The 22,806-nt window shown below is 43.2% G+C and carries 17 protein-coding genes, 1 tRNA gene and 1 other RNA gene; 13 read left to right on the forward strand and 6 right to left on the reverse strand.

Features of this window, described 5'->3' with window-relative positions:
• Window positions 1-37 precede the first annotated feature (37 nt).
• The 4 genes from VMW78_00445 to VMW78_00460 all read left to right on the forward strand — a co-directional run bounded on the left by VMW78_00445 (window position 38) and on the right by VMW78_00460 (window position 7,799).
• The gene (locus VMW78_00445; GenBank protein HUV49481.1) at window positions 38-3,442 is read left to right on the forward strand and encodes a response regulator; all 3,405 of its coding nucleotides are present in this window, start codon (window positions 38-40) and stop codon (window positions 3,440-3,442) included.
• Window positions 3,443-3,459: 17 nt separating this feature from the next.
• Window positions 3,460-5,031, forward strand: coding sequence for a SpoIIE family protein phosphatase (locus VMW78_00450; GenBank protein ID HUV49482.1), 1,572 nt, complete (start codon window positions 3,460-3,462; stop codon window positions 5,029-5,031).
• Between the two features lie 131 nt (window positions 5,032-5,162).
• On the forward strand, window positions 5,163-5,498 hold the full coding sequence (locus VMW78_00455; protein HUV49483.1) for an STAS domain-containing protein: 336 nt from the start codon (window positions 5,163-5,165) through the stop codon (window positions 5,496-5,498).
• Between the two features lie 57 nt (window positions 5,499-5,555).
• Entirely contained in the window at window positions 5,556-7,799 is a 2,244-nt protein-coding gene (locus VMW78_00460) for an ATP-binding protein (GenBank protein HUV49484.1), read from the forward strand.
• Between the two features lie 76 nt (window positions 7,800-7,875).
• On the opposite strand, the gene VMW78_00465 is transcribed toward VMW78_00460, so the two are convergent.
• A complete protein-coding gene (locus VMW78_00465; GenBank protein ID HUV49485.1) occupies window positions 7,876-9,150 on the reverse strand; it encodes a glycosyltransferase family 4 protein in 1,275 nt (424 codons plus the stop codon).
• Window positions 9,151-9,183: 33 nt separating this feature from the next.
• Window positions 9,184-9,366 carry a twin-arginine translocase TatA/TatE family subunit gene (gene tatA, locus VMW78_00470; protein ID HUV49486.1) on the reverse strand — a complete coding sequence of 61 codons (183 nt, stop codon included), beginning with the start codon at window positions 9,364-9,366 and terminating at the stop codon, window positions 9,184-9,186.
• A 405-nt stretch (window positions 9,367-9,771) separates the two neighbouring features.
• On the opposite strand from tatA, the gene ssrA reads away from it, so the two are divergent.
• Window positions 9,772-10,120: a transfer-messenger RNA gene (gene ssrA / locus VMW78_00475) on the forward strand.
• Window positions 10,121-10,256: 136 nt separating this feature from the next.
• Window positions 10,257-10,586, forward strand: a complete 330-nt coding sequence (locus VMW78_00480) for a hypothetical protein (protein ID HUV49487.1) — start codon at window positions 10,257-10,259, stop codon at window positions 10,584-10,586.
• Here the strand turns inward: VMW78_00480 and ettA are convergent.
• The 4 genes from ettA to VMW78_00500 all read right to left on the reverse strand — a co-directional run bounded on the left by ettA (window position 10,558) and on the right by VMW78_00500 (window position 15,552).
• On the reverse strand, window positions 10,558-12,243 hold the full coding sequence (gene ettA / locus VMW78_00485) for an energy-dependent translational throttle protein EttA (protein HUV49488.1): 1,686 nt from the start codon (window positions 12,241-12,243) through the stop codon (window positions 10,558-10,560). The two genes, VMW78_00480 and ettA, sit on opposite strands and share 29 nt — an antisense overlap.
• A gap of 224 nt (window positions 12,244-12,467) precedes the next feature.
• Window positions 12,468-13,661: an anaerobic nitric oxide reductase flavorubredoxin gene (locus tag VMW78_00490; protein ID HUV49489.1), complete on the reverse strand. Its 1,194-nt coding sequence runs from the start codon at window positions 13,659-13,661 to the stop codon at window positions 12,468-12,470.
• 372 nt (window positions 13,662-14,033) lie between these two features.
• Window positions 14,034-15,200: a Fic family protein gene (locus tag VMW78_00495; GenBank protein ID HUV49490.1), complete on the reverse strand. Its 1,167-nt coding sequence runs from the start codon at window positions 15,198-15,200 to the stop codon at window positions 14,034-14,036.
• A 265-nt stretch (window positions 15,201-15,465) separates the two neighbouring features.
• A tRNA-Leu gene (locus tag VMW78_00500) sits at window positions 15,466-15,552 on the reverse strand.
• A gap of 152 nt (window positions 15,553-15,704) precedes the next feature.
• On the opposite strand from VMW78_00500, the gene VMW78_00505 reads away from it, so the two are divergent.
• The 7 genes from VMW78_00505 to VMW78_00535 all read left to right on the forward strand — a co-directional run.
• Window positions 15,705-16,637, forward strand: a complete 933-nt coding sequence (locus VMW78_00505) for a bifunctional riboflavin kinase/FAD synthetase (GenBank protein ID HUV49491.1) — start codon at window positions 15,705-15,707, stop codon at window positions 16,635-16,637.
• Between the two features lie 13 nt (window positions 16,638-16,650).
• On the forward strand, window positions 16,651-17,742 hold the full coding sequence (locus VMW78_00510) for a lysylphosphatidylglycerol synthase transmembrane domain-containing protein (GenBank protein HUV49492.1): 1,092 nt from the start codon (window positions 16,651-16,653) through the stop codon (window positions 17,740-17,742).
• Window positions 17,729-18,238, forward strand: a complete 510-nt coding sequence (gene def / locus VMW78_00515; protein ID HUV49493.1) for a peptide deformylase — start codon at window positions 17,729-17,731, stop codon at window positions 18,236-18,238. Before VMW78_00510 ends, def begins: the two co-directional genes overlap by 14 nt.
• A 14-nt stretch (window positions 18,239-18,252) precedes the next feature.
• Window positions 18,253-19,209, forward strand: coding sequence for a methionyl-tRNA formyltransferase (gene fmt, locus VMW78_00520; protein ID HUV49494.1), 957 nt, complete (start codon window positions 18,253-18,255; stop codon window positions 19,207-19,209).
• A 100-nt stretch (window positions 19,210-19,309) separates the two neighbouring features.
• On the forward strand, window positions 19,310-20,746 hold the full coding sequence (gene rsmB / locus VMW78_00525; protein HUV49495.1) for a 16S rRNA (cytosine(967)-C(5))-methyltransferase RsmB: 1,437 nt from the start codon (window positions 19,310-19,312) through the stop codon (window positions 20,744-20,746).
• Entirely contained in the window at window positions 20,743-21,675 is a 933-nt protein-coding gene (locus VMW78_00530) for a tetratricopeptide repeat protein (protein HUV49496.1), read from the forward strand. Before rsmB ends, VMW78_00530 begins: the two co-directional genes overlap by 4 nt.
• A partial coding sequence (locus VMW78_00535) for a TraB/GumN family protein (GenBank protein ID HUV49497.1) occupies window positions 21,656-22,806 on the forward strand: 1,151 nt, incomplete at its 3' end. The genes VMW78_00530 and VMW78_00535, both read left to right, overlap by 20 nt.

Below are 22,806 nucleotides of genomic sequence, written 5' to 3' on the forward strand. Positions count from 1 at the left end.
CGTGAATGCTTACCATAAAACCGATGAGGTGAGACTTGTGAAAATTAAACATTTTTCAAGGCTCTCAGTATCTATAGCCTGCCTGATTGTAGCTTTATTCTTTACCTTGACGGCAGCGTGCATTGCTCTGGCAAATAACGATCAGGTAAAAATCGGAGTTCTTGCCAAAAGAGGATTTGAGCGATGCCTGGAAAACTGGTCGCCTACCGCAAAATATCTTACAGCCAGGATCCCCGGCAAAACCTTTGTTATTATACCCCTTGATCATGAACAAATTTACTCTTCTGTTGAAAAAGAGGAGGTCGATTTTATTCTGGCCAACTCATCCTTTTATGTAGAACTGGAACACCGGTATGGAGCAAACCGTATCGCTACATTGAAAAACCGGTGTCTCGATAGCTTTTATACCAAATACTGGGGGGTGATTTTCTGGAAGGCGGAGCGGAGCGACATGCGGCAGCTCAAGGATATCAAAGGCAAAACCTTCGCGGCCACAGCAGAAGGCTCTTTTGGGGGCTGGAGAATGGCTTGGCGGGAATTTAAGGAAAAAGGGATTGATCCGTACAGGGATTTCAAAGATCTTAAATTTATTGGCACACAAGATGCCGTTGTTTACGCGGTCAGAGACGGCGAGGTCGATGCCGGAACAGTAAGGGCCGATACATTCATAAGAATGCACGCTGAAGGAAAGATCAATCTTCAAAACTTTTATGTGGTTCATGAGCACGGCGGGAAGACAGTGGATTCCCCGCCATTTCCTCACTCAACCCGAGGATATCCTGAATGGCCAATGGCGGAACTCAAACACACTCCGAATGAATTGGCGGAAAAAGTTGCAATAGCGCTTCTTGAAATGCCTGCGGACTCCCCTGCGGCCATAGCAGCAGAATGCGGGGGATGGACCATACCCATGAACTATCAACCGATACATGAGTGTTTAAAGTATCTAAAGGTTGGGCCTTACAAGGATTTTGGCAAAATAACCCTGGCAGATGTTATTAAAAAATACTGGTACTGGTTTTTATTTGCAGCGATTATATTTGTTATTATGTCGGGTTTTATCATTGAAATCCTGAATCTAAACAGGGGGCTTTCAGTATCCCGTATCAGACTTGAGAAAGAGGTCTCCTTTCGTGAGCGGGCAGAGAAAGACCTGATTAAAGCAAAAAAAGCCGCGGAATCGGCCACTGAAGCAAAAAGTGTGTTCTTGGCCAACATGAGCCATGAGATCAGGACTCCGATGAACGGAGTAATCGCCGCCGCCGACCTGGCGCTGAGTGAAGATTTGCCTCCCAGAGTTAATCACTATCTGGAGATCATACAATCTTCAGCCTATTCTTTACTGGAACTCATCAATGATATTCTTGACTTTTCAAAGGTTGAAGCCGGCAGGATTGAGCTGGAATCACGGCCTTTTATGCTTGACGTGGTGCTGGATAGAGTAACCGATATGTTCATCAAAAAGAGCTCCGATAAAAACATCGAACTTCTTGTTGATATCGATCTGGAAACGCCAAGGGCTTTTACCGGTGATTCGTTCCGTCTCCAGCAAATTATCAAGAATCTGGTGGACAACGCAATTAAGTTCACCCCCAAAGGCGGCATTATCCTTGTGGGAGTAAAGGCTTTGGAGAAAACATCAGACCAGGCAACACTTGCATTTTTTGTAAAAGACACCGGTATCGGGATAGCGCCTGAATATGTCAGCAAACTTTTTAAACCTTTCAGCCAGGCTGATGTGTCCACTACGCGAAAATATGCCGGGACCGGATTGGGGCTTAGTATCTGCAAACAGCTTGTGGAGTTGATGCACGGTGACATCCGGGTCGAAAGTGAGTTGGGCAAGGGAAGCACTTTCCATTTTACGGTAACTTTCAAATGCCGGGCCAAAGAGTGCAAACGCAGGTTAATACCGCCGCCTGATATCCAGGGTTTAAAAGTATTGGTTGTTGACGATTGCCCTGACAGCAGAACTATTTTGCAAAGGATTTTAGAGTCTTTTGGTTTCAGGCCGGAATTGGTCTCATCAGGTAAAGAGGCGCTTGACGTGCTTCAAGAAAACCAGACCATGAAAGAACCGTTTGATCTGGTGATTATTGATTGGCGCATGCCGGAGATGGATGGAATTGAGGCTGCAAGAATAATCAGGGAAGATTTGAAGCTGAATATTCCGATAATCATGATGACCGCCTTTGGAAGAGAAGCCGAAAAGCTGGAGGCTAAAAAGGCAGGGATCAACGCTTTTCTGACCAAACCCATATTCCAATCAACTCTTTTTAATGCTATAATGGATGCATTTGGAAAGGAATCGAGGGAAACAAGACCCGGCAGAGAAATCACAACAAAGGCATCAATATACAAGAAACACCTGAAAGGGCTTAGGATCCTTGTGGCAGAGGATAACCCAACGAACCAGGAAATTGCAAAGGCAATACTGGAGGGAGCAGAAATTGTTGTCGAAATCGTCAATAATGGGGAGGCGGCGGTCAAGGCGGCAAGGAAAGGCCGGTTTGATGCCGTACTAATGGACATCCAGATGCCGAAAATGGATGGGTATGAAGCGACAGCCGGTATTCGAAAAATCCCGGAATTGAAATCGCTTCCGATAATTGCAATGACAGCCCATGCCATGAAGGGGGATGAGGAAAAATGTCTGGAGGCCGGAATGGATGGCTACATTAGCAAACCCATAAATCAGGACAGATTATTCCAGACAATATGGAGAACGATAAAATCACAAAAAGGGCTGCCGTACGACAAAGAAGCTGAAACAGTTGTCCCGGAAGAGGCTGTGGATACCCCTGTTATCGCAACCCAGGTTCTTCCGGCTAAACTGCCGGGGATAAACATACAGGATGCCTTGAAAGCGCTGGATATCGGCTCAGATGTTTTTAAACGTATACTGATGGGATTCCTCAGGAACAATAAGGATGTTCCCAGCAACATAAAGGATCTATTTGATAAGAAAGACTGGGAATCACTTGTGCATTTGGCTCACAGCCTCAAAGGGAGCGCCGGCAATATCGGAGCTGTTGATTTGCAAGAGGCGGCCTTTCAGCTTGAGAAAGCAAGCAGAAAAGGAGCTGTAAATCCACCAGGGGAAAACCTGGCAGATAATATGGTGGCGGCGCTGAACCGGGTACTGAAATCTTTGCAGACCCTTGCTGATACGGAAAAAAGTCCTGTCCGCGTGCAACTCACAGGCAGGGAGCCGTTGGATGTTAAAGTCGGCGCTGTTGATCCGGCAAAGGTCATACCCTTGTTGAAACAGCTTGCCGATGACCTTGAACTTGCCGATCCTGAAGAAATTAAGATGCATTTTAATGGCGTAAAGGAACATATTGACAAATCCATAATAGAAAAACTTGAAAATCAAATAAATAATTATGACTATGATAATGCTCTGAAAACACTCAAGGGGATTAAGGGACTGAGGGATTGAGGGATTGGGTGACAACCATGAAAAAAGTTAAGCCTTTAGTTTTAATTGTTGATGATAATTCGATCAATATCGACCTGCTGGTGAATACATTGAAAAATGATTACCGGTTGGGAATCGCCAAAAACGGGGCAAAAGCGCTTGAATACGCAGACAAATACCTGCCTGACCTGATCCTTCTGGACATTATGATGCCTGAAATGAACGGATATGAGGTATGCACCCGGCTGAAAGCTGCTACAAAGACCAAAGATATCCCGATAATTTTCATTACTGCAATGAGTGAAGAGGGGCACAAAACCAGAGGATTTGAAGTGGGTGCGCTGGATTATATCACCAAACCGTTTCATGCAGCTGAAGTAAAAGCAAGGGTTAAGACACATCTGGCTCTTAAAGAAGCGCGTGATCAGGAAATATATATAGCCTCCAGAATTCAGCAAACCCTTCTGATCGGCCAATCTCCACATAATATCCAGGGGATTCAGATAGCCCATTTAACAGCTGCTTCACAAAAGATCGACGGTGATTTTTATGATTTCTTTAAACACAGCGACCTGTGTTTTGACATTGTGGTTGGAGATGTTATGGGCAAGGGAATCCCTGCAGCTCTTTTGGGTGCGGCATTAAAGAGCCATCTTTTGCGTGTTCTGAATGAACTAAGCCTTTTAATCAACAAAGATAATCCGCCTGAGCCGGCTCAAATTATTTCATCTGTACACACACAAGTGATCGATCAGCTCGAAGATTTGGAAACCTTTGCAACCCTGTGTTATGCGAGATTCGATATGGCCCAATATATGTACAGCTTTGTTGATTGCGGGCATATGAGGACTATTCATTTTCACAATGATACAAACAACTGCAGTTTGCTCCGCGGGGTTAATATGCCGCTTGGTTTTCCGGAAAAGGAGCCATTCAGGCAGAAAACCGTTCGGTTCAAACCAGGAGATCTTTTTGTGTTCTATTCAGACGGCTTGACAGAATCCAAAGATCGGGATGGCAATCTTTATGGAGAGAAACGTCTGGTCGATTTTGTGCAGATAAACGCAAAAATCGAGCTGGAAAATCTTATAAACAGTATCTGGAACGATATTATCGCATTTTCAGAATCTGAAACCTTTGATGATGATGTTACCTGCGTTTTAGTCAAGATCGGCAAGAGGGCATCACGCCCCGCGCTGTCAACTGAATCAGAACTTGAGATAATAAGCGACCTGAAAGAGCTGGAGCGGGTCAGAGCCTTTGCCAGAGAGTTTTGTGCCCGGGTAAAGGATTATTCGCTGGATGCAAAGCGTATAAGCATGATCGAACTGGCTGTTACCGAAGTTACGGTAAATATAATTAAGCATGCATATAAAAGCCGCGGCAATGAAACGATTCAGATCAATGCCAAAGCATCGGCTGACGAAATTGAGATTCGGTTTTACGACCGGGGTGAAAAGTTCGAACTGAAATCGGTTCCACAGCCGGTATTTGACGGATCACGTGAAAATGGATTCGGTCTTCACATAATTGCTCATACTGTGGATGAAGTGGTATATTCTCGGGATGATCAAGGTAAAAATTGCACCTGTTTGAAAATTAAACTATAGACTTTCAGATAAATAATTTCACCGCGTTATCGGTCGGACTTCTCGACGACGTACTGACATGTACGCCTTAAAGCCTCCCTTTAGCCTTGTGAAATGAATTATCTGAAAGTCTATAACCGGAGGTAATTAAGATGGAATTAAGCACGGAAGAAATTAGTGACATTACTGTTGTAACGGTTCTAACAGAGGTTCTTGACGCCGGCAATACTGATGAATTCAAGACAGGCTTTGCTTCTATACTTAATGAAAGCAATAAAGTGATATTTGAAATGAGCCATGTTAAATTTATCGACAGTTCCGGGTGCGGAACACTGCTGTTTTGTCAAAAACAATTAAGTAAGCTGGGAGGCAACCTCAAGCTGTGCGGAGTGCAGGAGCCGGTTCGTTCACTGTTTGAGCTTGTCCGGATGGATAGAGTAATTGATATTTTTAACTCAAAAGAAGAGGCCATTAAGTCATTTCAATAAAATTGCCTGCGCTATTAACCCGGCCTGCAAGTTCCCGTTGATCCGGAGGTTAAGTTGATGAGAAACCTGATTAATAAACCTTTGAAAAGCATGAGAATGCGAACCAAGATGTTTATAGTCACCGTTGTTCTTGTGGGTTTCTTTATGGGTCTTAGTCTCTATCAGAGTCTTGTAATACATAAAAGGACCGCTATGGACCAGGTAGCGCACTTTTCGGACAGCCTCATGGAAAATATTTACAGCGCCATCAGGTTTCCCATGTCCATAGGGGACGAAAAAACAATAAGGGAACAGATGAAGGATGTCAAAGAGCGTATAGGCAATATCCAGGTCTATATTCTGGACTTTCGCAGGGGAATCTCTTATGCGTCAGAAAAGGAACGCGTTAACAGCAGCATGGAAAAGTACCTCAATGGGAACGATTCGCGCAAGGCTTTGGCTCAAGTGCTGGCAACCGGCAAAGCCCCTGGAGAATCATTTGCCGACATAGAGAACGAAAAATCTTTTCTGGTAACCATTAAGCCGATCCTTAATGAATCATCCTGCCGCCACTGTCATGGAGCCAGCAGAAAGGTCCTTGGTGCAATGGTTATTAAACAGCATGTAGGGGATGTGCTTGCGGCAATAGTTCAGACTAGAAACAGACTTATTATCTATTTTGCGACCGCTCTTATAGGCCTGGTGCTCTTCATCAATTTTTTCTTTTCCAGGATGGTTTCACAGCGTATCCGCCTGCTTGGGGAAAAAACCGGCCAGGTGGCTGCGGGTGATGTTACTGTAAAAGTTGTCGATGATCATCAAGACTCGATCGGAGCATTGTCTCACAACTTCAACCAAATGGTAAAAAGCATACGAGACAGGATGGAATATGCCAACAGCCTCAAGCTCGGGATTTCCGATCCCTTCTTCACGGTCGATCCGGAGATGAATGTGGCATTTATTAATGAGGCTGCAGCACGTCTGGCAGGCCTGTCACGCGAAGAGGCAATTGGAATGCCATGTTGCGAAGTGTTTAATAGTTCAATCTGCAAAGACGGATGTCCAGTAGAAAAGGCTCTGGAAACCGATGAGGCTACAGTGGGCCAACGGGCAACCATAAAAAATCGAAAAGGCCGCGAGATTCCAATAATGGCCAGTTCCGCTCTCCTGAAGGATTCTTCAGGAAAAGTTCTGGGAGGATTCGAGATCCTCCGTGATTTGACCGCCGAGGTGAAAGCAGAAAAGAGGCTTCAGAACGCGTACCTTCGGGAAGGGAAGGCTAAACGGGACGCCGAAGCCGCCACCAGAGCCAAGAGCGACTTTTTGGCCAATATGAGCCATGAAATTCGGACACCCATGAACGGGGTCATTGCCGCCACCGACCTGGCGCTGAGCGAGGATTCCCCTCCCAAAGTGAAGCATTATCTGGGAATAATTCAATCGTCAGCTTATTCCCTGCTGGGAATCATCAATGACATCCTCGATTTTTCAAAGATCGAAGCTGATAAGCTCGACATAGAAACACACCCCTTTTTGTTAGACGAGGTAATAGATAGAGTAACGGACGCGTTTATGACTAAGGCTGTTGAGAAGGGGGTCGAGCTTCATGTTAATATTGATTCTGAAGCGCCAAATGCTCTTGTCGGCGATTCTTTGCGTCTTCAGCAAATTATCACGAATCTGGTGGACAATGCAATAAAGTTCACAAAAAAGGGCGGCATCATCCTTGTGGGAGTAAAGGCTTTGGAGAAAACCTCAGACCGGACAACACTTGCATTTTTTGTAAAAGACACCGGTATCGGGATAACGCCTGAATACGTCGACAAACTTTTTAAACCTTTCACCCAGGCTGATACCTCCACCACGCGAAAACATTCCGGCACAGGATTGGGGCTTAGCATCTGCAAGCGGCTTGTGGGGTTGATGGGCGGCAGAATCTGGGTCGAAAGCGAATCCGGCAAGGGAAGCACTTTCAACTTCACAGTGCGCCTCGGCCGGCAATCTGAGGATCAGAAACGAAAGTTCGTGTTTCCTGGTGAAACAGTTGTTCAGGGAGAATCTATGGATACCCCGGTTATGGCAAAAGAGGTTCTTGCGGCAGAGGTCATGCCTTTGTTGAAACAGCTTGCTGATGCTCTTGAACTTGCCGATCCTGAAAAAATTAATATTAGTTTTAAAGCTGTTAAGGAACATCTGGATTTCTCAACACTCCAGAAGCTTGAAAATCAATTAAATGATTATGACTATGGCAAGGCGCTGAAAAGCCTGGAAGAAATTGCGGCAAAGATGGGCGGGTGGTTAAATCAAGAGAAGAGGCGGTAAAGGCATTTTAATATTGGTCGAGTGGGAAACTCCCCGACTCGACCAATTTCCTACTCGACTACTCAACATTAATTTATCATGACCCGTAATAATTAATTAAAATCTGTTCAATCTTTTCTTCTAACATTTCATATGAAAGATAACGCCATCCAAGCATATAGTTTTTTTCAGCCATTTGAGCCATCCGCTCAGGGTTTTTTAACAGATCGTTTATGTTGTCGATAGTATTTTGTGTTATATAGCTGTTAAAAGAAATTACATCAAAACCTTTTGGCTCAATATCTGACACAAAAATTGAATACCTGTTAATAGCTATCGGCTTTCTGAAATATATGGCTTCAACAAAGGCATTGCCGTACCCTTCATATGCAGATGGATAGGTTATAAGATTTGCGTGTTGATACACATCCCACAATGTGTATATTTTCCTCCCGTTTTCATCAAAACCCCTTTTTAACCCGATCCTGTCGGATATTATTTTAAGATCAACATTTATTAATTTTACGAACTCTTCAATGCGCATTAAATAATCCCGCCCTTCATCTCCTGCCTTGTGGCTTATAACAAGTGATGCTTTTGGGTGGTCAAGCCTTTTTACAATTTCAGCAGCGGTTTCTATCCCTTTTCTTGAAATAACCCTTGTTGGTTGAAGCACCAAAAGAGCATCTTCATCAAGGCCGATTTCTTTTTTTAAATCGCGATTATAATCGTCTATTTGTGGAGGGAGAATTTTAAAGTCGACAACATTTGGAATTAATGTCCAACTGGCTCCTGTAAAGCTGCCAAACTTTTGTCCGGCTATAGAATTAATTACCACATGTTGTATCTTTGGATGAACCGGCGGAAATGCGGCTCTTAAATAGTCTGTAGCAATCGGGCTGTAGAATCTTTCCCTTTCCCAGGGGAAGTCATGATGATGAGCTATTGTGGGCATTCCTGTTTCAATTATAAATTCTGTTATTGCAAGACCGAGCGGGATATTTACAGGAATTGCCAGAGCATTTTCTACAACCAGGATTTCGAAACCAAAATTTGAATGAAATTTTGCGATCTCAACTTTCAGCTCTTCTTTCAGCTGCTGAATTCTTCTGCTGATTTCAGGTGTGCGTTTTTTTTCTACGAAAATAGCCTGTTGTATTTCAAGGATTTCTTCGTGATTAAAGAATGCCTTAGGCACAAGATGAGAGATTGCGGGATCGGTGTCAAGCATTCCTGCCATAAAATATACAGGACAACCCTTTGAGGCAAGCATCTCAGCCCATTTTTTTGTTTCAAGCGAAACTCCGTCCAACCCGGCAAATCTTGTAGAAATAAAACCGAATGAAGGTTTCTTGCGATCCCAAATGCTCATAATAAGTTTTTTAGCATGAATAATAAAAACAGATTAGGATTTATTTCCTTCATCAATTTTTTCTTTCTTTTTTTCCTCGTTTTCTGATGTGGCACCCTTGAAGTTTTTTATGGCCTTGCCTACACCTGCTCCAATTTCAGGAAGTTTACCAGCTCCAAAAATTATCAGAATGATAACGAGAATAATGATTAGTTCCGGCATGCCGATTCCAAACATATAATCCTCCTCTTTGTTTAGTCTCATTGTTTTATTGGTTAACGCAAAAAAGCTGAAAAACACATTATATGTTAAACAGCGGACTCATATTGATTTTTTACTTATAAAATATAACACCAGCTTATTTATGTGTCAATCATTTACAGCCATTTATGGTTATATCCAGGAGCCCGAATGCCCGAACTAAAACTATCCAAAACTGTCATTTCGAGCGGAGCGAGAAATTCTATCATATTATTGATATTGAAATTTAAGATTTCTCCCTTTGGTCAAAATGACAAAAAAAGGGGTTTTCGTTCAGGCACTATCTATTATGTTTCAGCGAAAAGATTGACAAATTGAACATGCTGGTTTAGTATATAAAATAAGATTTTTTAAACACGTCTGTTTTTTCACCCTTTTCATGGGGGCGAAACGGTTTCGACGGGGATAAGGAAGCTAAGGTTGCATATCGAGCTCCTGTCAGCTCGTAAAAATGATGGGGACTTAAAATAATCGCAGATGATTATAACTACGCTTTAGCCGCTTAGGCTAACGTCCTGCCGGATTATTCCTGCGCATCCGGTAAGGGCGCCGATTAGTGGGATAGCCGTCCGGATTGCCTGTTAAAGGATTGGCGAAATTTTACAGGATAGCCTTTTAAGTAGCCTGCCTGAGGGGGACTTGAAAGGCGAAAGCTAAAGCTTGGGCTAAATATGTAGATGCCTTTGTGGAATATTACCGGACGCGGGTTCGACTCCCGCCGCCTCCACCACGCTTCGCCCTTCGGGCTTCGCGTGGCAGGCCACGATTAATATCCAATATATTCTGGTTATCATTTTGGGATGCCCTTTATAAAGATACCTTTTTCCAAACTGTTCGCCAGCCCTGCAACCTGATATTCCGTTAGGATGTCTAAAAAAAATACAATTCAGGCAGGGCTTTTGGAAATGAAGCTAATATATCAATATCCTCCTGAATTAAAGGAACAGCCGTTTTTGGACAAGGGCGCATGCCCTGCGGTGAAGAACATCGGAAAGCCGTGTGCGGGAAAACCGCATGCACGGTTTGATGAGGGAGGGCTGTCCAAGGTAGCTACGGCACGGCTATTAAGGCACTGCCAGACGAAACGGGCGGAAACAGATATGCCAAACCTAAGGTCGCAGCAACCAGCTCTCTACTCTGCCAAGAGTCCTCACAAGTCCCCTGTATTTAGCCTCTTGTCAAATGTCTGTATTTGATTCTATGGGGCTGTTCAGCGGCCTTTCCAAGCCTCTTTTTTCTGTCAGCTTCGTAATCTGAATAATTGCCTTCAAACCACATGACAGCACTGTCTCCCTCAAAAGCAAGAATATGGGTGGCGATGCGATCGAGAAACCAGCGATCATGAGTGATAATAACCGCGCAGCCTCCAAAATGTTCCAACGCTTCTTCAAGGGCACGCATTGTATTCACATCAAGATCATTTGTAGGTTCGTCTAAAAGCAACACATTGGCGCCCTCTTTGAGCATACACGCAAGATGGACTCTATTACGCTCGCCGCCTGAAATCATGTTTACTTTTTTCTGCTGGTCTGATCCCGAAAAATTAAAACGAGCAACATAGGCCCTTGAGTTCACTTCTATTTTCCCAAGCTCAACCATATCCCTGCCACCGGAAATCACTTCCCATATAGTCTTGTCGGGTTTAAGAATATCGCGTTCCTGATCAACGCAAGCGAGTTTAACAGTGTCCCCGATGTTAATAATCCCGGAATCAGGTTTTTCCAAACCGGTTATAATTTTAAAGAGTGTTGTTTTGCCCGCGCCGTTAGGACCGACAACGCCGACAATACCTCCCGCAGGTAAAGCAAATGTCAATCCCTCAAAGAGAAGGCGATCGCCATATGCTTTGCTCAAGTTTTCTGCTTGAATAACTACCTTTCCAAGACGTGGTCCTGGTGGAATATATATTTCAAGATCTTTGGCCCCTTTTTCATAATTCTGGCTTAAAAGAGTTTCATAAGCATTAATGCGTGCCTTTCCCTTTGCCTGGCGGCCTTTTGGTGACATGCTGATCCATTCCAATTCCCGCTGCAAGGCCTTCTGCCGTTTTGATTCCGATTTTTCTTCCTGGTTAAGCTGTAATTGTTTTTGTTCAAGCCATGAAGAATAGTTGCCTTTCCACGGGATGCCGTGTCCTCGATCAAGCTCTAAAATCCAACCCGCTACGTTATCTAAAAAATAACGATCATGCGTGACGGCAATCACCGTACCCTTATACTGCTGAAGATGATGTTCGAGCCAGGCTATGGTTTCGGCATCAAGATGATTTGTCGGTTCATCCAACAGCAGGATATCCGGCTTCTGCAATAAAAGTCTGCATAAAGCCACACGTCTTTTTTCACCACCGGAAATAACATTAATTGGAGTATCTCCCGGAGGGCAGCGCAACGCATCCATTGCCATTTCTAAACGCGCGTCAATATCCCAGGCATCAAGATGATCGATTTTTTCCTGCAATTCGCCGTGGCGCTCAATAAGTTGATTCATTTCATCGTCAGACATTGGCTCAGCAAATTTTTCACTGATTTTATTGTATTCCGCAACAAGATCTACAACCTCCAGCAGGCCTTCTTCAACTACAGCTTTTACGGTTTTATCTGAATCAAGCAAAGGTTCCTGCTCAAGAAACCCTAAAGTGTATCCCGGGGAAAGTACGGCTTTTCCGTCATATTCCTGATCAACACCTGCCATAATACGTAAAAGAGAACTTTTCCCCGAGGCATTTAATCCTAAGACGCCAATTTTGGCACCAAGAAAATAGGAAAGGGATATGTCTTTTAGCACAGGTTTGTTCTGGTATGCCTTGCTGACTCTTGACATTGTATAAATAATTTTTTCTGGTTCAATACTCATTGGAAGTTTCTTTCAATTTGATATTATTTTTTAGTTTTTCTCTTTTCCCGGTTTCCAAAATCATTCTCACTATTTCTTAAAATTAAAATAAGGGTTCAGTTATTCATTGTTAATATTTTGATACATTAACAAAAGTATTAGCCGAAGACAAGGGCGGAATCGTGAGGTTCTGTCTGAAGGCGGAGCCAGGCGGAAGGCCTGATTATGTTTTCCTAAGATTCTCTTTAGGATAAAAGTTCAGAAAGTGTTTTTCCATATTCGATACAGCTCTTAATATCTTCCTCATCCGGATTCCACATTACCTTCAAGCCTTGATCTACTATTTGAAACCCCGAGTTTTCCAAAATATCCAAAATTACTTTTACTGATTCCCCGCTCCAGCCATAGCTTCCAAAGGCCGCCGCTTTTTTACCAGCAAATCTTAGTCCCTTTATTTCTTCGAGAATCCCTGCAACAGAGGTGAGGATACCTTTGTTGATGGTCGGTGAACCAACAACGATTCCCTTAGACCTGAAAACGTCTGTAATTATATCACTTCTATCTGTTTTGGAAATATTGTAAAGTTTAATATTAACTGAACTGTCCGAAGATTTAATGCCTGTTGCGATATTCTCAGCCACTACCCGTGTTCCATTCCACATCGTGTCATAAAGTATGGTAATCTGATTTTCTTTGTAATCATTAGCCCATTCTAAATATTTATTCACTATCTGCACGGGATTATCTCGCCATATGACACCATGGCTTGGGCAAATGATTTCAACAGGCAGATTAAAAGACAAAACCTCTTTAATTTTTTTATCTACAAGTTTACTGAACGGAGTCAATATGTTTGCATAATATTTAATACATTCCGTCATCAGCTCAAACTGATCAACCAAATCGTTAAACATGTGTTCAGAAGCATAATGCTGACCAAACGCGTCATTACTGAATAAGATATTGTCTTTTGTAAGATAACAGAACATGCTGTCAGGCCAATGGAGCATCGGTGCTTCAATAAAGATCAGTTCCTTTTCACCCAAACTCAGCCGATCTCCGGTTTTGACAATCTTGAAATTCCAGTCCTTGTGATAATGTCCCTTTAATGATTTGACGCCGTTTTTGGTACAATATATCGGTGTTTCAGGGATATGACGCATCAGCTCCGGCAATGCACCGCTATGATCACTTTCTGCATGATTTGCAATAACATAATCAATTTTGGACAGGTCAATCTCATTGGTAAGGTTTTCACAAAACTCTTTTGAAAAAGGCACCCATACTGTATCAATTAATGCAACTTTTTCTTCTTTGATTAAATAAGAATTGTATGTTGAACCCCGGTGCGTTGAATATTCATTCCCATGGAATTTCCTTAACTCCCAATCAATCTTGCCAACCCAGGCTACATTATTTTTCACATTAACTCGATTCACCTTGTCCCTCCTCTGCAAAATTATTTTTAAGATCTGATCATGGTTAACAACACTTTAAACTGTCTGACAGCTTTTAAGACTAAAAACACATCAACATAAATGTTTTGAATGTGAAAGCTTATGTTTTGTTGTCTGAAACAGCTCTACCATAAGCTTTTGCGTCAGCCAGACAGTTTTATTTTCAAGGCGCACCTCAATTTTCGTTTTTTCGCCTTCGGTTTGATAGATTGTGTGACATACAACTGGTTTTTACTCAGAAGTTCAGCGAACAGTTTCTTCTTTCTTTCCGGAGTTTAACCGGTTTTTTATTTAGCCATTGTGTTTAACGTCCCGGACAGATTGCTCCGCTTCTGTCCGGTTGTTATTTCCAACTTAACCAGGCAGTTCCGTCCCCTGGTTTATTATTTCTACATACCCGGTATAACTAAACAGCCTGTTGCGCTTTGCGCCCGTCAATTCCCGAACAATACCGAGGCTCTTCAGAGACACAAGGCAATTGTTGACAGTGGCCGGGGTGATACCTGTCTTTTTCACCAACCACTTAGCAGTAGCTATCGGTTGCTCCATTAACACCCGGTGAACGCGCAATGTTGACGCTGCTGCCCGCCCAAGGCTACTGATTTTGTTACGGTCCTCACCGGCCAAATCGACAAGCTGTTTAGTCGTGTCCACCGCCTGGGTGGCAGTGACAATGACCGCCTCTGCGAAAAAATCGAGCCAGGCTTCCCAGTCACCGGTCAGGCGCACCTTATTAAGCAATTCATAATAATACTGCCGGTGCGTTTTGAAATAGAGGCTCAGGTAGAGCATCGGTTCTCGAAGCACTTTTTGTTCACACAATAGTAAGGGGATCAAGAGTCGCCCAAGACGACCGTTACCATCTAAAAACGGGTGGATGGTTTCAAACTGTACATGGGCCAGAGCGGCCTTGAGCAACGCTGGAACAGGTTCAGGCTGGTCGTGCAGAAATAATTCCAGCTTTCCCATGCACTCCAGTACTTGCTCGGCCGGCGGCGGAACAAATGCCGCGTTGCCGGGTCGGGTGCCGCCGATCCAGTTCTGGGTTCTGCGAAACTCACCTGGAGCCTGATTACTGCCCCGTCCCTTGGAGAGCAACACACCATGCATTTCTTTGACCAGACGCAGGGACAGCGGAAACCCCTCGGACAACCGGTTCAGACCATAATTCAGGGCAGCCACATAGTTGCTCACTTCCCGAACATCATCCAGCGGCACGCCGGGCTCCATATCCAGTTCAAAAAGCAAAAGGTCGGAAAGCGATGACTGCGTCCCCTCGATCATGGAGGAGAGAACCGCTTCTTTGCGTACATACATATAGAGAAATAAGGAGATATCTGGCAGAAAGGTGGAGATGCTATCCAGCCGCCCGAGTGCGAGCAGCGCCTGGTCAAACTTGCCGCGCAGCTCCGGCGTCCACTCAATCGGCGGTTTTGGCGGCAGCGGAGCGGGGACAAAGGCCTTGGCCTTTTCGCCCACTGTTGATATTGTAACGTAATGTCCCTGGAGATCTCGTTTCATTGTCCCGTCGCATCCTAAAATAAGACCCTCTGTTATTTTAACTTCATGCTATATCCTAAAATAGCAAAACAGAAATCAAGGGTCAAGTGAATTTATCTAAATTAGCGGCGCTACATATTTTATGTTTATCCACTTCTCTAAAATAAGGTGCATGGAAAAAAGGCGGAGCGAAGCGGAAGGCTCGCCGCAGGCGAGAGTGAGTGAAGCGAGACAAGGAATAAACAAAAAAGGCTGTAATCAATTATGATTACAGCCTTTTTTGTTTTGGTGCCGAAGGGGAGACTCGAACTCCCACAGGCATGCGCCCACTAGGCCCTGAACCTAGCGCGTCTACCAGTTCCACCACTTCGGCACAAAGAAACCTTTGAAAAATTAAAAGGATTGATTTTTTAATAGAATTAATTTAACTAAATTCTTTTTTGTTTGTTGTCAAGATTTATTGACGGCTTTCTCTATGATCTCTGTGCGCTCCGTGTTAAAAATGAAAGGCTGGAAAAAATTAAAATGCAAGTTGTTGAACAGATTGAAAAAATTGACCATCCATACAAAAATGCCGTTATTACCATCGGAAATTTTGATGGTGTGCATATAGGGCATCAAGCCCTTTTCCAAAAGGTGATTGAAAAGGCCAAAGAGCTTGACGGCACATCTGTTGCCATGACCTTTGAACCTCATCCGATCAGGGTGTTAAAACAAAACAACCATCCACCCCTTATAACCCTGTATGAACAAAAAGCAGAGCTTATCGCAAAGACCGGAATTGATATTCTTATCTGTATACCCTTTACACGTGAATTCGCCTCAATACCGGCAAAGGAATTTATAGAGGAAATTCTGGTTGATCGTATCGGCATGAAAGCCATTGTTGTTGGAGAAGATTATGCTTTTGGCAAAAACCGTGAAGGCAACCTTGATTTACTTAAAACATATGGAAAACAAATCGGTTTTGAAGTAATCGTTGTAAGTGAACTTCAAATATCAAATAATTCGGAAGATAAAATCAGCAGCACCAGGATACGCGAACTGATCTCGGAAGGGAAAGTTGCTGAATCCCAAAAACTTTTAGGCAGGCATTACCAGATAAGGGGCACGGTTATGACCGGGAGAGACAGAGGGGGCAGGCTCCTCGGCTTTCCTACCGCCAATATAAAACTTTATGATGAGCTGAGCCCTAAAACCGGTGTCTATGCGGTTATTGTTGAATGCAAAGGAAGTAAATATAAAGGGGTTGCCAATATCGGATACAGCCCGACTTTTGATGACCACATTTTTACGGTTGAGGCTCATATCCTCGACTTTAATGATGATATATATGGGCAGAAAATCCGCGTAAATTTTATAAAACGGCTCAGAGATGAAAAAAAGTTTTTAAATATTTCAGAATTATCAGATCAGATAAAAAAGGACATTGACAAGGCACGCGACATCCTTTCCTGACAACCCGTGGGTTATGCATATAAAAAAAAACATAATTATTTCTCTGGTTCTGGGAATATTATTGTCAGGATTAGCCCTTTATCTGTCATTTAGAAAGGTTCCGTTTGCCGATCTTGCAACCTATTTGACAACAATAAATTATTTTTGGATATTACCATCTGTATTTATCGCCATAATTAGTTTTGTTATAAGAACCATTAGATGGCGGTTTATCCTTGGGGCGGCTCACACAGTAAGCTTTTGGCAGGCATTCCATCCGATGATGATTGCATTTATGTTAAACTGCATCCTTCCCGGCAGGATAGGCGAGTTGGCAAGGCCGGCAATTCTGCGGAAAAAGGATAATATTCCATTTTCTACAGGCCTTGCAACGGTCGCGGTAGAAAGGTTGTTTGATATAATTCTTCTGATACTGCTTTCAATAACTGTATTCGCGTTTATTCATATAGATCCGGCGCTTGATATTTCCTTTGGCAAGTATCATCTGAACAGAGAAACACTGGTAGCTATCGGCGCGGGCATCTTCAAACTGAGCGTAGCCTTAATTGCCGGAATAATAATAATCAGCTTTTCCGCTTTCCGAAAGATTTTAAAAAGATTGATAATGGCATTGCCGTCTCTATTTTTTTTTATGGGCAGTGATTTTAGAAACCGGATGCAGGAAAGAATTTGTACACCTCTTACAGGTTTTTTAGAAAATTTTGCCTTAGGTTTTGTTCTGATTAAGAATCCAAAAAAGGTGGGTATTTGCATTGTGCTGTCAATTATTATATGGAGCCTTGCAGCTTTATCATATTATGTAATGGCGCTTGGCTGCCCAGGCATACGGCTTTCATATTTTGAGATCATGGTGGTCATGATAATTATCTGCCTGTTTATCGCTCTTCCGTCCGTACCCGGTTACTGGGGGCTCTGGGAAGCAGGAGGAGTGTTTGCCCTTTCTCTTTTCGGGATTTCGGCAAAGGACGCCCTCGGCTTTATACTTGTAAACCATGTAATCCAAATAGCCCCTATAATAATTATAGGTCTGGTATCTGCAATGATAATGGGTGTTAATGTATGGCAATTACAAAAGGTCTCAAGCTGTCACGATGACGATACTTAACATATTAACATATCCGGATAAATTTCTCAGTCAGCCTGCAAAACCCGTAGAAAATATCGACGGCAAAATTCAGGATATGATTGAAGACATGTCTTCCACCATGTATGAAGCTCCAGGCGTGGGACTGGCCGCCATACAGGTGGGGTTTGACCAAAGCATTATTGTTTACGACATTTCGCCAAGGGATGAAAAGCGATCCTTGCATGTTCTTATAAATCCAAAAATTATTTCCAGTGAAGGAACCACTATTTCCGAAAACGAAGGATGCCTGAGCGTTCCTGATTACAGGACCGATGTAAAACGTTCAGTCTCTGTTCTGGTTGAAGGGTTTGACAGGAAAGAGAAGCCATTGAGGATAGAGGCCCATGGGCACCTTGCCGTTGTCTTGCAGCATGAAATTGACCATTTAGACGGCATCTTATTTATAGACCGGATAAGCACTTTAAAAAGAGGTCTTTATAAAAACCGTATCAAGAAGATATTAAGGCAAAAGTAACGGCGTTGTAAAAAATGACAAATTCAAAGACAGAGAAAAAAATTAAAATCATATTTATGGGTACTCCGGATTTTGCCGTACCCGCATTAACCGCCCTTCACAAGAATAAATATGACGTGGTTTTAGTGGTAACCCAGCCTGATCGGCCAAAGGGAAGGGGCCGCAAGCCTGTTTCTCCTCCTGTCAAAGAGGCGGCCGTGCGTCTGGGATATGATGTAATTCAGCCCATGTCGATTAAAACAGACGAGTTCGCAAATAATGTGTTAAGATTAAAACCAGACATGTTTGTTGTGTCGGCTTTTGGGCATATTCTTCCAAAAAGTATTTTAGAAATACCTAAAATCGGCGCATTAAATATACATGCTTCACTTCTTCCAAAATATCGTGGGGCAGCACCGATCCAGTGGGCCGTCATAAACGGCGAAAAGGAGACCGGAGTTACCACCATGCTTATGGATGAAGGTCTGGATACAGGAGACATCCTCTTTACATCAAAAATTCAAATCTCTCCTGATGACACATCAGCCACCCTTCACAAACGTCTGGCCGATCTTGGCGCTGATCTTCTTATAAAAACCCTGAAAGCCATAGAGGCTGATAACATAAATCCCACTCCTCAAGACCACACAACAGCCACATATGCGCCCATACTTAAAAAAAATGACGGCCATATAAACTGGGAAATGGCGGCAGATAAACTTGAGGCTTTTATACGCGGAATGACACCATGGCCCGGAGCATTTACTTTTTGCAGGGACATACGTCTCAAGATATTCGGTTCAAAGCCCATTATTATGCCTGTTGATACCCCCCCCGGTACTGTATTAAAAGGGTTTCCTGATGAACTGCGCGTTGCCACCGGAAAAGGGGTGCTGTCCATCCTGGAGATACAGGGGGAATCCGGAAAGCACCTTTTGATTAAAGATTTTCTACGCGGATTTAAACTGCCTGTCGGCACTGTCCTGAATTAATATGAAACGAGACTTTTGAAAAATGCTCAATTTTGTTCAAGTTCAAGGAAGGCGAAACTTTTAACCGGAGGAATATGTTGAATATTTCGAGGATTAAAATTTGAGTCTGACGCAGAAATTGGGCAAAAGGGGGTGTTTTGCAAAGGTCTCGAAAGATGATCCTCGCAAGATAGCGTTGTTTGTCTTGAATTCTCTGGATAAAGGACGCCGTACTCTCGATAGAATACTGGAAGATATTCAAAACAAAGAGATGGCTCTTTCAAGAAGAGATCAGGCCTTGTTTTCCGCGCTGGTTTACGGGGTTTTAAGATGGCGCGGCCAGCTTGACTGGATAATCAGTCACTTTTCAAAGATCCGCATCCATAAGATAGAGCCCGCAGTTATGAATATTCTTCGGCTTGGTCTTTTTCAAATTATTTATTTAAACAGGATACCTGTTTCCGCAGCGGTCAATACATCTGTTGAAATTGCAAAATCATTCGCATCTTCCCCTGCCGCCGGGTTTACAAATGCTCTCTTGCGCAAAGCCGCCGGAGAATATGAAAAAATCCCTTTCCCTGACCCTGATAAAAATCCTGTCTGCAGTCTTGCCGTTAGAAAGTCGTTTCCAGAGTGGCTGATAAAACGATGGCTGAAACAATTTGGACTAAAAGAGACAGAAGCGCTCTGCGATGCAATAAATACAATTCCCCCAATTACTGTCCGTACAAACAGCCTCAGGACAACCCGTGATGACCTGGCTGAAAGGCTTGCATCTGATGTGCGGCAAATTGAAAATACAACTTATTCTCCTGACGGCATACGTTTTATCAAGCCGGACAGATCAATTCCTGAAATAAAAGCCTTTAAAGACGGCTGGTTCCAAGTGCAGGATGAAGCTGCGCAGCTTGTTGCCCGCCTGTTAAACCCCGGGCCCGGAGATACTGTTTTAGATGCATGCGCAGGTTTTGGAGGGAAAACAGGGCATATCGCACAGATGATGAAAAATACAGGCAGGCTGCTTGCCATGGATAATCAGGCTGATAAACTGCGACAACTTGAGTCTGAAATGAAAAGGCTTGGGATCTCAATTGTAACGACCTGCAATTACGATCTTACCATCCCGTTTGACAGGAAATTCTCATACATGGGCTTTTCCGGATTTGATCGTATTCTTTTAGACGCGCCATGTTCGGGCTTGGGCGTTTTAAGGAGAAACCCTGATGCAAAATGGTCAATATCAGCTAATAGATTCAATCGTTACAAGGCAAGGCAGATAAACTTTCTGAATAATTTAGCGCAACTTGTCAAGCCGTCAGGCACCATGGTTTATGCGGTATGCAGCACGGAACCGGAAGAAAACGAAGAGGTCGTTAAAGGGTTTTTAAATAAACACCCGGAGTTTATTGTAAATAATAAGCTTGAAGGTCTGCCCGAAAATGTATATTCTCTTGTAAATAAAAACCAATATTTAAAAACCTATCCGCACATAAATAATATGGATGGTTTTTTTGCGGTTTGCTTTAAACGGCTACCTGTTTCGGAAGGATTATTATGAAACAATTTAATACTTTTGTGATTTTGATCGCGGTTCTTTTTTTCTTTGGATGCGCCGGCGGCAACGCTGCTAAGAAGAAACCCGACCATATTATATCAGGCATGAAAGAAATAAAGAAAGGAACCACCTGGTATCAAAAAGGATGTTATAATCGTTCTCTGGAACACTTTTTCAGGGCGCATGAACTTTTTGCCGCATCCGACCAATTAGACGGAGTTGCCATGAGTATGAACAATATCGGCAATATTTACAGAATCATGGAAGACATTGATAACTCCCTGCTCTTTTTTGAAGAATCCATCAGCATATATCAGGATATCAAGGATTACAGCGGGTTAGTACAGGCGCTCTCGAATAAGGCCGCCGTGCTGATAGACAGCGGCAGGCTCGAAGAGGCTGACGGCGTGTTAAGGTCGGCTGAAGATATTGCAAAAAAAAATTCTATTCCGACCAATCACATATTAAACAAGTTAGGCATCCTCTTTATCAGGAAAAAGGAATACAGCCGCGCGGAGGAGATATTGAACTCAGCCCTCGCTAATACTGATCCCGTCAATCATTCAGAATATGCGACAATAAATTTTGCTCTGGGCACCCTGATGCGTGAAACCGGGTCCTATGAAAAAGCTGTTTATTTTTTTAAGACAGCGCTGGATACCGACCGTTTATCAGGATTTCACAAAGGCATTGCCGACGATCTGGCCGCTATTGGGGATATCAATTTCAGCCAGGGCAAATACGAACCCGCGGTAAATTATTTTAAGCGGAGTATAAAGATTTATGCTCTTATCGAAAACAGAAACAAAGTATCTGAAATCATGGACCGGCTTGTAAAGGCTGCTGAAAAGGCCGGCCTGGATATCAGCATTACAGAACATTTTGTAAAAAACTGGCTTGAAGGAAAAGCTTTTGAAACCCCCTGTAATTAATAGCAACATACATCTCCTTTCCTTTGAAGACAAAGAGGTCATACTTTTAGGCACGGCGCACGTATCTAATGAAAGCGCAAAGCTTGTAGCCTCTGTTATCGAGGAGGAAAAACCTGATACGGTCTGCATCGAACTTTGCCAGGCAAGATACCAGTCTATACGGCAAAAGAAAAGATGGCAAAATATGGATATTATCAAGGTTATTAAGGAGAAAAAAGCTTTTCTCCTTCTTTCCAACCTGCTTATGGCATCGTTTCAAAAAAGGATAGCTCAAAAACTCGATGTTAAACCAGGGGCGGAAATGATAGCGGCCATTGAAACAGCGGAAAAGGTTGGAGCACAGGTACATCTTGCGGACAGGGATATCCGTATTACTTTGTCAAGAACCTGGCGCGTTATGTCTCTTTGGGACAAGCTGAAAATACTGTTTCAAGTTATTTTATCCGCAGGAGAAATTGATGAAATTTCCGAAAAAGATATTGAAAAAATGAAACAGGAGGACATGCTGGAAACTCTTCTCGCAGATGTTAAAAAAGCGCTTCCTGCTTTAAGAGATATCGTTATTGATGAAAGGGACAGATATCTTGCTCATAAGATCAGAACAGCGCCTGGCAAAAGAATAGTGGCAGTTGTCGGCGCGGGTCATGTGCCGGGCATAAAAAAATACTGGGAAGTAAATACAGATATTAACGCTCTTGAAAAGATCCCCCCAAACAGCATGTTCATGCGCATTTTTAAATGGATTTTGCCTTTATCCATACTGGCTCTTTTTATTTTTGGATTTTTCTCCGGCGGCTCTACGGCAGGTACTCAGATGATAATCTGGTGGATAGCGGCAAACGGTCTGATGGCAGGGCTTGGAGCAACAATAGCTTTTGCCCATCCATTGACGATTCTATCTTCGATCCTGGCAGCTCCTGTAACATCCTTAAATCCAATGATAGCCGCGGGATGGGTTTCAGGACTGGTTGAGGCTTTTTCAAGGAAGCCAAAGGTCAAAGATTTTGAAAACCTGGCAGAGGACATTCTTTCCATAAGGGGCTTCCGGCAAAACAAGGTAACTAAAATCCTTCTGATAGTGGTATTGACAAATTTAGGCAGCGCAATAGGTACCTTTGTTGCTATCCCGCT

The sequence above is a fragment of the Anaerolineae bacterium genome (genome assembly GCA_035529315.1).
Classification (GTDB): domain Bacteria; phylum Desulfobacterota; class Desulfobacteria; order Desulfobacterales; family ETH-SRB1; genus Desulfaltia.